We start from the raw sequence: 12,776 nt of genomic DNA, 5'->3' as shown, positions 1-12,776 counted from the left end.
CGACGCTGTCGACTACCCGACTGGCATAAGGTCGGGGGTCGGCTCTTCCGGTTTGCCATGGGGCTGCGTCACTTCGTCCCAGAGCATGCTCAGCTGGTGTTGAACGGCCTGGACTTCCTGCTGCGGATCCTGATGGTTGGTATCGATGAATCGATAGCGGGGATGAGAGACGGGATTGGCAATGGCGGAGTGCCCCAGGGGAGAGACGATGGTCAGCAGCGGTATGTCCAGCGCCTGCGCGATATGCCGCGGACCTGTGTCGTTGCCGACGAACAGCTGGCAGTGGGCGATAAGCCCTGCCAATTCCCGCACCGAGCGGGTCTGTATGCGGTCAAACACGCTGGTCTGCAGCGTCTCTGGCAGCAAGGGCTTCAGGCTGCGGTTGTACTCTTCCTCCCCAGGGCCGCAGTAGATCAGGATCTGGGCGTGGTGCTGCTCGATGAGCCAGCGCGCGACCTCGGCGAAACAGTCGATGGGCCAGCGCTTGTAGTGCCCAAGGGAGTTGACCCCCATGGCGATCAGCGGCCTGCCCGTATCTATGCCGGCGGCCTGCAGTGTCTCCCGTCCCCGTTGCTTCTCCTCTTCACTCAGCCAGAGATAGTAGTTGCGATCCTCCTTGGCGAGCCCCAGGGGCTTTAGCAGCGAGAACCTGTCATCCACCAGGGTGCTGTTGCCCTGATGTTCGGTGTCGTGGCGAAAGCGCACTACGCGGTTGTGGCCGAGTCGCCAGGGGAAGGAGTCGAAGCCGATCCGCAGTGTTGCCCCCGAGATGAGGCAGGTGAGCAGGCCTATCATCTGGCCCTGGCTGTTGATCACCACGTCGTAGCGCTCGCGGCGAATGTCCAGCAGCAGCTCTTTCATGTAGCGCCACTCGTTGCGGCGCGCCTTCTCGATGACGATCAAGCGATCTATGTTGGGATTCCCCTCCGCCATCCCCGCGCAGTAATCCATGACCAGATAGTGAACCTCCCCGGCGGGGTCGTGCTGCTTGAGGTTGTTGCACAGTGCGGTGGAGATCAGCACATCTCCTATCTGTTTGGTTTGTACTACCAGGTATTTCATGGAAGAGGCCTCGGGTGAGGTCGGGTGGAACGTCAGCGCATCAGCATATCGCACTCCCCTGTCAGATGCTGCCGCTGTGGGCTGAAAATCCGATCCAACGCACTGTGTTTGCACATATTTTCGGCGTCGATGGGGTGAGGCTGCCGCAAACAACAGGCGCGGCCCATAGACCGCGCCTGCTGACTGCCTGGATGAAGCGGCATCAGCGCACTATCAGGCCCAGCAGTATGCCCACCACGCCGAAGTCGGCATCGCTGAAGGTGGTGTTGGCAAAGCCGAGATCCCCCAGCACCGGCAGCAGGAACACCGGCAGGAAGGTGATCAGCAGGCCGTTGGCGAAGGCGCCAAGCAGGGCGCCGCGACGGCCGCCAGTGGCGTTGCCGAACACACCGGCCGCCGCGCCGACGAAGAAGTGCGGCACCACCCCAGGAATGATGACGGTGAGCCCCAGCAGATAGAGCAGCACCATGCCCACCAGGCCGGCGGCGAAGCTCGACAGGAAGCCGATCAGCACCGCATTGGGGGCGTAGGGGAAGACGATGGGGCAGTCGAGCGCCGGCTTGGCGTTCGGCACCAGCTTGTCGGAGATCCCCTTGAAGGCGGGCACGATTTCGGCGATGACCATGCGCACCCCCTGCAGGATGACGTAGACCCCGGCGGCGAAGGTGATGGACTGCATCAGGGAGAACATGAACCAGTGCTTGCCCTTGGCGACGCTGGAAACGAACTCGGGCCCGGCGAAGGCGGAGGTGATGAGGAAGATGATGCCCATGGTGAAGGAGATGGCCACCGGGGTATCGCGCAGGAACAGCAGGCTCTTGGGCACCTGTACCTCTTCGCTGCTGTGGGCCTTGTTGCCGAACTTGGCGCCGATCCAGCCGGCCAGCACGTAGGAGCAGGTGGAGAAGTGGCCGAGTGCCACGTCGTCCGAGCCGGTGATCTGCTTCATGTAGGGGTGGGCAAGAGCCGGGAACAGCACCATGGTCACGCCGACCACCAGGCTGCCCACCGCGATGAGCAGAATGCCGCTCATGCCGCCGGCGGAGAGGATGGCCGCCACCATCATCGACATGAAGAGGGTGTGGTGACCGGTCAGGAAGATGAATTTCCAGGGGGTGAGGCGGGCGATCAGGATGTTCACCAGCATGGCGAAGAACATGATCATCGCCATCTCCTTGCCGAACGACTGCTGGGCGATGGAGACGATGGCCTCGTTGTTGGGGACCACCCCCTTGATGCCGAAGGCGTGCTGGAAGATGGCGGCGAAGTCGCCCAGCGAGTTCACCACCAGGGTGGCACCGGCCCCCAGGATGACGAAGCCCATGATGGTCTTGACCGTGCCCTTGATGCACTCGGTCACGGGTTTCTTCTGGGCAATCAGGCCGATAAGGGCGATCAGGCCGACCAGCACGGCCGGCTCCGACAGCACGTCAAACATCAGAAAATTGAAAAATTCCATGGTCAGCTCCAATCAGAGGAAAGGGGCGGCCCGCAGGCCGCCCAGAGAGTTGCAAAAGGATTAGAGTGCGCCCAGCTCGCGCAGGGCGGTGGCGAGCCTTTCTTTCATGGCGGCCTTGTCGACCATGTTGTCCAGGGAGACCAACCGGCCGTTGACCCCCATGGATTGCAACTGCTCGGCGATGTCCCGAGTGGCGATAAAGATGTCGGCGGTCTCGCTGCCGGCGGAGGCGAGATCCCGGTGATCCACCTCGGCGGTGACGCTCAGCTCTTTGAGGATGCTCTTGATGCTCATCTCCATCATCAGGCTGGTGCCCAGGCCGTGTCCGCATACAACCAGAATGTTCATTGTCATTTTCCTCAGTCGGGCGCAGGGCGCCGCTCAGTAACGCGCCAGTATGCGCAGGATGTCGTCTTTGCTGGTGGCCGCCATGATGGCCGCCACGTCTTCTTCATTCATGAACAGCTCGGCCAGCCGGGCTATGGTCTCCACGTGGGAGTCGCTGTCGCTGGCGGCAAGGGTGACCAGCAGCCGGACCGGGTCGTTGCCCTCGGAGCCGAAGTTGACCCCCTCCTTCAGCACGGTCAGCGCTAGCCCCAGCCGGTTGACGCCGTCTTCCGGGCGGGCGTGGGGCATGGCCAGGCCCGGGCCCAGCACGTAGTAGGGGCCGAGCTCCTCGTGGGAGCGAAACAGCGCCGTCACATAGGAGGGCGCTATGGTGCCGTTGGCCAGCAGGGGGGCGGTGGCGAGCTCGATGGCATGGCGCCAGTCGCGGGCCCCCGCTTCGATGGAAATGACCTCCTCGGTCAGCAATTGAGTCAGCATGGCAGTGTCCGGCTGGATGAGATTGCGCCAATCTAGCGATCTCGCCAGTGGATAACCGTGAGCTGGATCTCGAAAGTTAGCGCTACCAGATAGCGCTAACATCGATCTGTGATAGCGCTATCATTTATGCCATGAAAGGGATTCATCTTGCCCCGTCACTCGACCAAAGGAGGTAAAATCCGGCTTGAGCAAATAGTCAGTGCCGCACTTTTGCCTTAAAGTGAGTACCCGCATGCCGAGGAAGGGAAAGGATGTCAGAAGCGAAGAAACGCCGTAGCACGGGTCGGGTGACCCTCAACGAAGTGGCCCAGCTGGCCGGGGTGGGGGCCATGACGGTGTCGCGCGCCCTGCGCACCCCGGAGCTGGTGTCCGACAAGATGCGCGAGCGCATCGAGGCGGCGGTGGATGAACTCGGCTATATCCCCAACCGGGCGGCGGGGGCGCTGGCTTCCGCCACCTCCCAGACCATAGTGGTCATAGTCCCCAGCCTGGCGGAGCGCGCCTGCGGCGACATGATAGCCGGTCTGCAGCAGACCCTGCTCGCCGAGGGCTACCAGATCATGCTGGGGGACGCCCAGCACCTGAAGCGGCAGGAAGAGAGCCTGCTCAGCAACTTCCTACAGCACAACCCGGCCGCCGTGGTGCTGTTTGGCGGCGATCCCGGCGAAACCATACGCACCCGGTTGAAGGCCGCCCGCCTGCCGGTGGTGGAGGTGGGCGCCATGGCGCGCCAACCCATCGACATGAACGTGGGGGTCTCCAACTTCGACGCCGGCTATCAGCTGACCCGTCACCTCATCGAGCGCGGCTACCGCAACATCGGCTTTCTCTGCGCCCGCCAGGAGCAGTGGATGCTGCAACAGCGCATGCAGGGCTGGCAGAAGGCGCTGCTGGACAACTACCTCTCCCCCGACGCCATCATCAACACCTCGGAACTGCCGAGCTTCAGCACGGGGGCGGCCATGCTGGGGGAGTTTCTGCTGCGCTGGCCCGAGCTGGATGCGCTGGTGTGCGTCAACGACGAGCTGGCGGCGGGCGTGCTGTTCGAGTGCCAGCGCCGCCACCTGAGCGTGCCCGGCAAGCTCGCCATCGCCGGTTTCGACGACCTGGACGTGGCACGGGCCTGCTATCCGGCGCTCACCTCGGTCAGGATCCCCTATCACCAGATGGGCCGGGAAGCGGCCGATCTCATCCTGCGTCAGCTGGCAGGCGAAACGGTGGCCGGCCTGGCCCTGACCCTGGATTTTCAACTGCAAAGGCGTCAAAGCACCTGATGGGTGACGCCACAACATCGAGAGGCAAGCATGTTCAAGGCTCTGTTACTGGACAACCAAGATGGCAAGACCAAGGCAACTCTGACCCAACTGGCCGAGAGCCAGCTGCCGGCGGGGGAGGTGCGGGTGGCGGTGAGCTACAGCTCCCTCAACTACAAGGACGGGCTGGCCATCACCGGCAAGGGCAAGATAGTGCGCCAGTGGCCGCTGGTGCCGGGCATCGACTTCGTCGGCACTGTGCTGGAGTCGGCCGACAGCCGCTACCAGAGCGGCGACAAGGTGGTACTGACCGGTTGGGGCGTGGGGGAAGGACACTGGGGCGGCATGGCCGAACAGGCGCGGGTCAAGGCCGACTGGCTGGTGCCGCTGCCGGCCGGGCTGGATGAGCGCCAAGCCATGTGCATCGGCACCGCCGGCCTCACCGCCATGCTCTGCGTGCTGGCGCTGGAAGAGGCGGGCATAACCCCCGACAGTGGTGAGGTGCTGGTGACAGGTGCCGCCGGTGGAGTGGGCACCACAGCCGTCGCCCTGCTGTCTGCGCTGGGCTATCGCGTTGCGGCCCTGACCGGCCGTCCCGAGGAGCAGGGCGCCATGCTGACGGCGTTGGGTGCCAGCCGCATAGTGCCGCGCAGCGAACTGCTGGAGCCTGCCAAGCCGCTGGAGAAACAGCTGTGGGCCGGTGCCGTCGACACCGTCGGCAGTCAGGTGCTGGCCAAGCTGCTGGCCCAGATGAACTATGGCGGCGCCGTGGCCGCCTGCGGCCTGGCGGGCGGCTTCGATCTGCCCACCTGCGTCATGCCCTTCATCCTGCGTAACGTGCGCTTGCAGGGGGTGGATTCGGTGATGTGCCCGCTGGCGCGCCGTCAACTGGCCTGGCAGCGACTGGCGCGGGATCTGCCCGCCAGCTTCTTCGCCCAGGCGGTCACCGAGATCGGGCTGGCGCAGGTGGTGGAGGCCGCCGAGGCCATCACCCAGGGTCGGGTAGCGGGGCGCACCCTGATCAGGCTCTGACCGGCACCACTGGCGAGCCCCATTTTTCTGGATAGACTTTGAAGGCCGGTGCACTATCCAAGGAGAATGAGCATGGGTACGCAGACGCCGGATTTCGAGCTCGACGATGAGTGGGAGCCGGAATCCTGGGAAGACGAGCTGGAGGAGCTGGACGACGAGGGCTGGCAGGACTATGACCCCCTCGACGATCAATGACTCCCTGTAACGCGTGCGGGCGGGCCTGGTGGCCCGCCCGATTTTTTGTGCGTTAGGCAGCATGCCCCTTGGTGGCCGGGCGAGGCTCTGGTTAGAATGAACTGCTCAAATGGCGCTGTGGGAAGAGGGATGCCCGTCAGGCCAGAGACGCCATAAACCACTCAAACAACGCCCAAGGATGATTATGCGCTCACTCGTCATCATGCTCTGTGCCACCCTGCTCGGGGGCTGTGTCTCCAACTCGGACGATCCCTGCGAAAAGGTGTGGAGCGACGTCGGGGAAGCCGATGGCAAGCTGGGGTTTGCCGATGACAGGGTGGCATTCCACCAGACCCAGTGCGGCGACAAGGTGGACGTTGCCATGTGGCAGCAGGGCCGCCAGAAGGGATTGGCCTGGTATTGCCGCCCGGAGCACCTCTATCTGGCCGGGCGCTCGGGGGAGGAGTACCGCGGTGTCTGCCCCAATGATGTCCAGGCCCGCAGACTGTTTGCGCAGGGTCGTCAGGGCTGGACCGATCAATAGGGCGCCCCCCTTCTTCAGACGCTTGAGCGGCGAGCTGCGGGGGACTTACTCCCCTTTCTCCTTCAGCCGTAGCGGCTGGCACAGGTACTCTTTGTCATTGGCGCTGCGGGCGCACTTGCCGCACACGAACTTGGGTTTGCGCAATATCTTGCGCAGTGTCTTGAGATCGGCGGGGATCTCGTGACGGCGCCATTCACACAGCGTCTTGTGGCCCATGACGATGACTTCCTCGACAGTGAATGGGAGCGGTAGGGAGAGCAGACTGCCGGTCGGCACCCTGCTCGCTGTTCATTACTGATAAAGATACTTGGTGAAGATGAGCTCGCGTACCGCCTTCTTGCCGGTCTCTCTGACCAGCAGTTCGTTGACCTTGGCCTCGCACTCCTTGCGCAGCTCTTCCCGGCTCACCAGGGACTTGATCTGGGCACCCGTCTTGCTGCCAATCAGGCGGATGATGGCGTCGCGGATCAGGGGGTCGTGCTGCTCCAGCAACTTGAGATCGGCGGCGTTTTCGGCCATCAGCTCCACCGTCACCCGCACATAGCCCAGGGTTTTGCCATCGCCGAGGTAGTTGGTGATGATGTCCGGATCCAGCGCGTGATAGGCGAATCCCGGCTGGACGGCGGCGGAGGCAGGATCGGCGGCCGCCTCCTCGTTGGCGAAGGCGTGGGTATTCAACAGGGTACAACCCAGGGATAACACCAGCAGAATTCTGAAGATCTTCATCTAGATGGCTCGGCAGCGACGGATGCCCCATTTTTGATGCTGCCATCGGGGCCGTCAAGCACGGATGTTCTTACAATTCGCCATTGATTTACGGATAATAAACGGGATTTTAACCTGACAACGGAAATCTCCGGATGGTGAAGCTGTGAAGTCCGAGTTGACTGTTCCCCTCATCCAGCTCGTCCCCTGGCGGGCACCCGCAGAGTGTGACCCCCCCGAGGCACTGCGCCCCTGGTTGCTGGAGGCCGACTCCATGACCCGGCGCCTGCGGCGTTACAATAGTCACCTCTCGGTGCAACTGCTCGGCAATCGCAGCGTGTCGCTGGGGGCGGACGAGCAGACGCTGGTGGCCGTTGCGGATCCCATGGGGATCTGCCGCGAGGTGATCCTGCACGGTGACGCCGGGCCGGCCATTCTGGGCTGGACCCTGTTTGCCGAGGCGGCGCTGCAAGGGAGCGGCCTGCAGGATCTGGGGGAGCAGCCATTGGGGGAGCGTATCTTCGGTGATGCACCGGCACGGCGCGATCACCTGCAACTGGCCTGCTTCGAGATCGCGAGCAATCCCTGGTGCCAGGCCGCCACCGTCTGGGGGCGCCGCTCCCGTCTCTATCTGGGGCAGTGGCCCTTGCTGGTCCACGAACTCTTCCTGCCCTCGCTATCGTCTCATTCGCTGCCATCGCATAAGGAGCTGGAGTGAAGCTGTTAACCAAGGAACGGGGACTGGCCTATGTGCAGTTGGCCCGCATCGACAAGCCCATCGGCACCCTCTTGCTGCTGTGGCCGACCCTGTGGGCGCTCTGTCTCGCGGCGGGCGGCCTGCCGGATCCCTGGATCCTGACCGTGTTCGTGGTGGGGGTCTTCCTGATGCGCTCGGCCGGCTGCGTCATCAATGACTATGCGGATCGCAACTTCGACGGCCACGTGAAACGCACCGCCGGGCGACCGCTGCCCATGGGCCGGGTCGACGAACGGGAGGTGCTGATCCTGTTCGCCGTGCTGGCGCTCATCTCGTTCGCCCTGGTGCTGACCCTGAACCCGCTCACCATAGGCCTGTCGTTCGCCGGCCTGCTGCTGGCGGTCTGCTACCCCTTCATGAAGCGCTTCATTCCCATCCCGCAGCTGGTGCTCGGGATGGCGTTCTCCTGGTCCATTCCCATGGCCTATGCGGCCCAGGCCAATGCCCTGCCGCCCGTCGCCTGGCTGCTGTTTCTCGCCAACCTGCTGTGGACCATCGCCTACGACACCCAGTACGCCATGGTGGACAGGGACGATGACCTCAAGCTCGGGCTCAAGTCGAGCGCCATCCTGTTTGGCCGTCACGACAAGCGGATCATCGGCGTGCTGCAGCTGGCAACCCTGCTCATCCTGCTGCTGGTGGGTCAGCTGATGGCGCTGGGGTCCGGCTATTACTGGGGTCTGCTGGGGGCGGCGGCGCTGTTCGTCTATCAGCAGCGGCTGATCCGGGAGCGTCAGCGGGAGGCCTGCTTCCAGGCCTTCCTCAACAACAACTATGTGGGAGCCCTGGTGCTGCTCGGGGTGATCGCCCACTACCTGTGAGCAGCCCCTGTCGATAAAAAAGGCCGCATGATGCGGCCTTTTTGTTGCTCGTGGCTGGCTCTTCTTGAGGTCAGAGCCGGTTGCCCGCCTGTATGGTGCGGCGGATCTTGTTGCTCAGCAGCGGCACTATGTTGTCGGCCAGGGCCTGGAAGCGGCCGAGATCCGGCTTGCAGCCCGGATCCAGATAGCCTTCGCTGCGCAGGGTGTGGATCAGGGTGCTGAACAGCTTCTGGTCGAAGAACTCGGGGGCGTTGATGCCGTGCAGGGTGCCGAGGCGCTCCGCCATCATCAGGCCGTCCGCCTCCAGCTGCTCCGCCTCTATGTGGGGCTGGGCCAGCACCCGGGTCAGCACTATGGCGTAGCGTTGCAGCGTCTCCTGAATGCTTTCGGCCAGCAGCAGCAGGCGCATCTGGTTGCCCGGATTGACCCAGTAGCCGCCGTCGCGCGCCTCGATCAGCTGCTGGCGTTGCAGCTCGGCCAGCAGGGCATCGACCAGCTCCGGCAGCTCGTCCTCTTCGTAGCGCAGGAACAGCTCTGTCTTGAGCAGCGGGTAGATGTCGATGCAGCGGGCGACGATCTCGCCGCGGGAGATCCCCTCGCAGCGCTCGATCAGGGCCGCCACCAGGGAGGGCAGGGCGAACAGGTGGAGTATGTTGTTGCGGTAGTAGGTCAGCAGGATCGCCTGATAGCGATCGAGGCTGATGATCTGCCCCAGCTTGTCCTCGCTCACCTCGAACTTGTTGAGCTCCATGGCCTGATCCAGCAGTGTCCTGGCATCCTCGTCCGGCATGGTGCTCTGGGGGCTGTAGGGCACCTGCTTGAGCAGGTCCAGATAGGTGTTGATCTGGGCCTGCAGCTCGTCCCGGGTCAGGGCATGGCGTTCGGCGGCCAGCAGCGCCAGGGCACTCAGGGTCAGGCCGTTGACGGCGGCGGCATCGTTGATCCGGGTCATCAGCAGCTCGGCCAGCTGGTTGACGGTGGGGGCCATCCATTCGGGGCGCTCCTCCCGGCCTATGCTCTCCTTCCAGTGCGGCACGTGCTCGCCGAGGTAGCTGTTGAGGGTCAGCGGTTCGCCGAAGTTCACGAAGCCCCGTCCATAGTTGCGCAGCTTGCGGAGTATGCCGAGCACCTGCAGGAAGCTCTCCTTCTCCTTGCGGCTCCCCTTGAGCTCGTTGTGGTAGGTGTTCACCTCCATCACGTGCTCGTAGCCCAGATAGACGGGCACCAGGGTGACCGGCCTGTCCAGCCCGCGCATCATGGCCTGCAGGGTCATGGCCAGCATGCCGGTCTTGGGGGGCAGCAGGCGGCCGGTGCGCGAGCGACCCCCTTCGGTGAAGAACTCCACCGAGTAGCCCTTGGCAAACAGCAGGTTCAGGTATTCACGAAAGACCGTGCTGTAGAGCGGGTTGCCCTTGAAGGTGCGGCGGATGAAGAAGGCGCCGCCGTGGCGGAAGATGGGGCCCGCCGGCCAGAAGTTGAGGTTGATGCCCGCCGCGATATGGGGCGGCACCATGCCCTGGTGATAGATGACGTAGGAGAGCAGCAGGTAGTCCATGTGGCTGCGATGGCAGGGGACGTAGACTATCTCGTGCCCTTCCTGCGCCAGCTGGCGCACCTGCTCGGCACCGTTGACCGAGAGGCCGCGGTAGAGCTTGTTCCACAGCCAGCCGAGGAAGCTCTCCCCGAGCCGGATCAGCCGGTAGGAGAAGTTGGAGGCGATCTCGTCCATGTAGCCATGGGCGCGCTTCTGGGCTTTTTCGAGGCTGATCCCCTCCCGTCTGGCCTCTTCCTCGATGGCCTGCTGGATCACGCTCGACTCCAGCAACTGCTTGAACAGCAGGTTGCGGTTCGGCAGCTTGGGGCCGGTGGCCGCCAGCTGCTGGCGACTGAAGTGGGTGCGGGCCACCCGCGCCAGCTTGTGGGCTATGGCCTCGTCGGTGCCGTGCTTGTCCGCCATGTAGCGCAATGAGAGCGGCGGTGAGAAGCGCACCAGGTTTTCGCGCCCTTTCAGGATCACGATCAGCGCCTTCTTGAGCCGGTTCGGGGCCAGGCTGCTGATGATGTTCCAGCCGGAGGCCTCCTCGCCTTCCCGGCCGGGGGCGCGCCCCCAGAACAGGGTGACGGGCACCACCTGGATATCCAGCTCGGGATCCTGCTTGTGCAAGTCCAGCAGCTGGTGGAACTCCTGCAGGAAGGGCAGCGGCTTGTTGCGCGTGCCAAACAGGGGAGGCGGACGATCCAGACAGACGTAGCGCGGCAGCAGCTGGCCACCCAGTTCCAGCGGCGTGAAGGGGCCGGGCAGGCCGAGATCCTCGCAGCACTGTTGCAGGGTCATCAGGTCGGTGATCGAGCTGGTTTTCAGGGCGTAGACGATGGGTCTTGCCGGATCCAGCTTGAGCTCCGTGATGGGATTTTCCGGCAGGCTCTTGTGATTGACCAAGCCACTGACCGGCCATTGCAGGATGGCTCTGGAAATGTTCTGTCCAAGGGACATGTGCGTCTGCTCTCCAAAAAAATGCGGCGTGAGCATAGCAAATCACCGACGGCTTGTCGCCGAGAGGTAGGATGAGTGCCTTTTCAGGATAGAAGGTGCGGGAATTTTGCGACAAGGTGGGGACAAATATCAGCAACGCCTTGCCTTGGCCACAGCACTGTATATACTGCCAGTGTGCTGTATAAAAAGACAGGTGCCAATGCTATGAAACCCCTTACCCCCCGCCAGGCTGAAGTGCTGGAGCTTATCAAGGCGAACATGAGCGAGACCGGCATGCCGCCGACTCGCGCCGAGATCGCCCAGAAGCTTGGCTTCAAGTCGGCCAATGCGGCCGAGGAACATCTGAAGGCCCTGGCCAAGAAAGGGGTCATCGAGATCATGCCCGGCACCTCCCGCGGCATCCGTCTGCTGCTCGAGGAAGAGGAGGCTGCGCCAGAAGAGAACGGCCTGCCGCTCATCGGCAAGGTCGCGGCCGGCGAGCCCATCCTGGCCCAGGAGCACATCGAGAGCCACTATCAGGTGGATCCCGCCCTGTTCCACCCGCGGGCAGACTTCCTGTTGCGGGTGCAGGGCATGAGCATGAAGAACATCGGCATCATGGATGGGGATCTGCTGGCGGTGCACAAGACCCAGGAGGTGCGCAACGGCCAGGTGGTGGTGGCGCGTCTCGATGAAGACGTCACCGTCAAGCGCTTCCAGCGCAAGGGCAGCCAGGTGTGGCTGCTGCCGGAGAACGAGGATCTCTCCCCCATCGAGGTGGATCTCTCCAGCCAGCACCTGACCATCGAAGGGCTGGCGGTCGGGGTCATTCGCAACGCCGACTGGATGTAGCCATCGAACATGCCAAGGGGCCTCCTGCGGGAGGCCCCTTCGTTTGTGCGTTTTCCCCGATCTCCTTTCCTCCCCGATCCCCGCCATTGCCGCCACCCAGATCCACCGCAAACAGTACCGCCACGCATCGTGCATTTCGGATATATCCTTTGAGAAGGCCCGCAGTGTCATGGCCGGATAACCGCCATGACCTTGAGTGTGCCGCCAGGTCAGCATGGGTAGCAGGGATGCATCACAGCTGGGGCGGTGCGGGACAGGAGAGTCGTCAGGCAGCAGGACGACTCAATACAGTCAGTACGCGACGGTGCCTGGTCTGCCTCCCGATGGCAGTCACACTGGTCGGCGTGGCCTGTTGAGCAAGGAGGACAGGTATGGCTTCAAGCTCGCCGTGGGATCCGGGTCCGGCCGCAACCGCAACCCCCGCATCCTCCATCACCCGATTCATCAAGGGCAGTCGGATGACGTGGTTTTATGCGCTCTGGGTCTATCACAAGGGCGATGGCTGGACCATCTGGCTGGGGTGCCCCAAGGACAAGATTGTCCGCCTGGTTCGTCTGTTCCGCCGCCACCACGACATAGGTTTGCCAGATGCCCCCTGGACGGCCCCGGTCATTCCGCTGCGCGCCACTATACGGCGCCCCCAGGGGCAGCGAAGACTGCGACCCTGAGCCAGTCCCCCGAACAGTGTGTGAGCCCCACCCGGTGTGGGGCTCTTCTTTATCCCCGCCATGGCCGGGAGATAGTGGTTGTCTCCTCCCTATGGGGACCTTTCCTGACCGGGATCCGGACTCGGGACTAGGCAGAAACGGGGCCTGGCGG

At 63.5% G+C, this 12,776-nt stretch carries 15 protein-coding genes; 8 read left to right on the top strand and 7 right to left on the bottom strand.

From position 1 onward, the window contains the following. Positions 1-12: 12 nt before the first annotated feature. The 4 genes from ACWPWQ_RS20115 to ACWPWQ_RS20100 all read right to left on the bottom strand — a co-directional run bounded on the left by ACWPWQ_RS20115 (position 13) and on the right by ACWPWQ_RS20100 (position 3,346). Entirely contained in the window at positions 13-1,062 is a 1,050-nt protein-coding gene (locus ACWPWQ_RS20115; protein ID WP_454010603.1) for a glycosyltransferase family 9 protein, read from the bottom strand. 202 nt (positions 1,063-1,264) lie between these two features. Beyond that, complete coding sequence (locus ACWPWQ_RS20110) at positions 1,265-2,521, bottom strand: PTS ascorbate transporter subunit IIC (RefSeq protein ID WP_454010602.1); 1,257 nt, start codon at positions 2,519-2,521, stop codon at positions 1,265-1,267. A 60-nt stretch (positions 2,522-2,581) separates the two neighbouring features. Next, positions 2,582-2,869, bottom strand: coding sequence for a PTS sugar transporter subunit IIB (locus ACWPWQ_RS20105; RefSeq protein ID WP_265436764.1), 288 nt, complete (start codon positions 2,867-2,869; stop codon positions 2,582-2,584). A 33-nt stretch (positions 2,870-2,902) separates the two neighbouring features. Next, on the bottom strand, positions 2,903-3,346 hold the full coding sequence (locus ACWPWQ_RS20100) for a PTS sugar transporter subunit IIA (RefSeq protein ID WP_454010601.1): 444 nt from the start codon (positions 3,344-3,346) through the stop codon (positions 2,903-2,905). Between the two features lie 251 nt (positions 3,347-3,597). Between ACWPWQ_RS20100 and ACWPWQ_RS20095 the strand changes: the two genes are divergently transcribed. The 4 genes from ACWPWQ_RS20095 to ACWPWQ_RS20080 all read left to right on the top strand — a co-directional run bounded on the left by ACWPWQ_RS20095 (position 3,598) and on the right by ACWPWQ_RS20080 (position 6,349). Then, positions 3,598-4,620, top strand: a complete 1,023-nt coding sequence (locus ACWPWQ_RS20095; protein WP_454010600.1) for a LacI family DNA-binding transcriptional regulator — start codon at positions 3,598-3,600, stop codon at positions 4,618-4,620. Between the two features lie 30 nt (positions 4,621-4,650). Next, the gene (gene acuI / locus ACWPWQ_RS20090; RefSeq protein WP_454010599.1) at positions 4,651-5,631 is read left to right on the top strand and encodes an acrylyl-CoA reductase (NADPH); all 981 of its coding nucleotides are present in this window, start codon (positions 4,651-4,653) and stop codon (positions 5,629-5,631) included. A gap of 72 nt (positions 5,632-5,703) precedes the next feature. Continuing rightward, positions 5,704-5,826, top strand: coding sequence for a hypothetical protein (locus tag ACWPWQ_RS20085; RefSeq protein ID WP_080675028.1), 123 nt, complete (start codon positions 5,704-5,706; stop codon positions 5,824-5,826). Positions 5,827-6,004: 178 nt separating this feature from the next. Further along, entirely contained in the window at positions 6,005-6,349 is a 345-nt protein-coding gene (locus ACWPWQ_RS20080) for a DUF2799 domain-containing protein (RefSeq protein WP_139437792.1), read from the top strand. Between the two features lie 45 nt (positions 6,350-6,394). Here ACWPWQ_RS20080 and ACWPWQ_RS20075 read toward each other — a convergent pair whose 3' ends face one another. Then, positions 6,395-6,565 (bottom strand): hypothetical protein, encoded by a 171-nt coding sequence (locus ACWPWQ_RS20075; protein WP_005331100.1) that lies wholly within the window; start codon positions 6,563-6,565, stop codon positions 6,395-6,397. A 75-nt stretch (positions 6,566-6,640) separates the two neighbouring features. Further along, entirely contained in the window at positions 6,641-7,075 is a 435-nt protein-coding gene (locus tag ACWPWQ_RS20070) for a flagellar basal body-associated protein FliL (RefSeq protein WP_139437790.1), read from the bottom strand. 145 nt (positions 7,076-7,220) lie between these two features. Between ACWPWQ_RS20070 and ACWPWQ_RS20065 the strand changes: the two genes are divergently transcribed. After that, entirely contained in the window at positions 7,221-7,772 is a 552-nt protein-coding gene (locus tag ACWPWQ_RS20065) for a chorismate--pyruvate lyase family protein (protein ID WP_454010598.1), read from the top strand. Next, positions 7,769-8,632 carry a 4-hydroxybenzoate octaprenyltransferase gene (gene ubiA / locus ACWPWQ_RS20060; protein ID WP_043132628.1) on the top strand — a complete coding sequence of 288 codons (864 nt, stop codon included), beginning with the start codon at positions 7,769-7,771 and terminating at the stop codon, positions 8,630-8,632. Before ACWPWQ_RS20065 ends, ubiA begins: the two co-directional genes overlap by 4 nt. 70 nt (positions 8,633-8,702) lie before the next feature. Here ubiA and plsB read toward each other — a convergent pair whose 3' ends face one another. Continuing rightward, complete coding sequence (plsB, locus tag ACWPWQ_RS20055; protein ID WP_202048084.1) at positions 8,703-11,126, bottom strand: glycerol-3-phosphate 1-O-acyltransferase PlsB; 2,424 nt, start codon at positions 11,124-11,126, stop codon at positions 8,703-8,705. Between the two features lie 204 nt (positions 11,127-11,330). On the opposite strand from plsB, the gene lexA reads away from it, so the two are divergent. Together lexA and ACWPWQ_RS20045 are read left to right on the top strand one after the other, a co-directional pair. Next, complete coding sequence (gene lexA / locus ACWPWQ_RS20050) at positions 11,331-11,957, top strand: transcriptional repressor LexA (RefSeq protein WP_025325267.1); 627 nt, start codon at positions 11,331-11,333, stop codon at positions 11,955-11,957. A 458-nt stretch (positions 11,958-12,415) separates the two neighbouring features. Continuing rightward, a complete protein-coding gene (locus tag ACWPWQ_RS20045; protein WP_234567867.1) occupies positions 12,416-12,625 on the top strand; it encodes a hypothetical protein in 210 nt (69 codons plus the stop codon). Positions 12,626-12,776: the final 151 nt, after the last annotated feature.

Source organism: Aeromonas sp. Marseille-Q7275 (genome assembly GCF_965119515.1).
The sequence above is the reverse complement of the archived record's forward strand: the minus strand, read 5'-3'. Positions and strand labels throughout refer to the sequence as shown.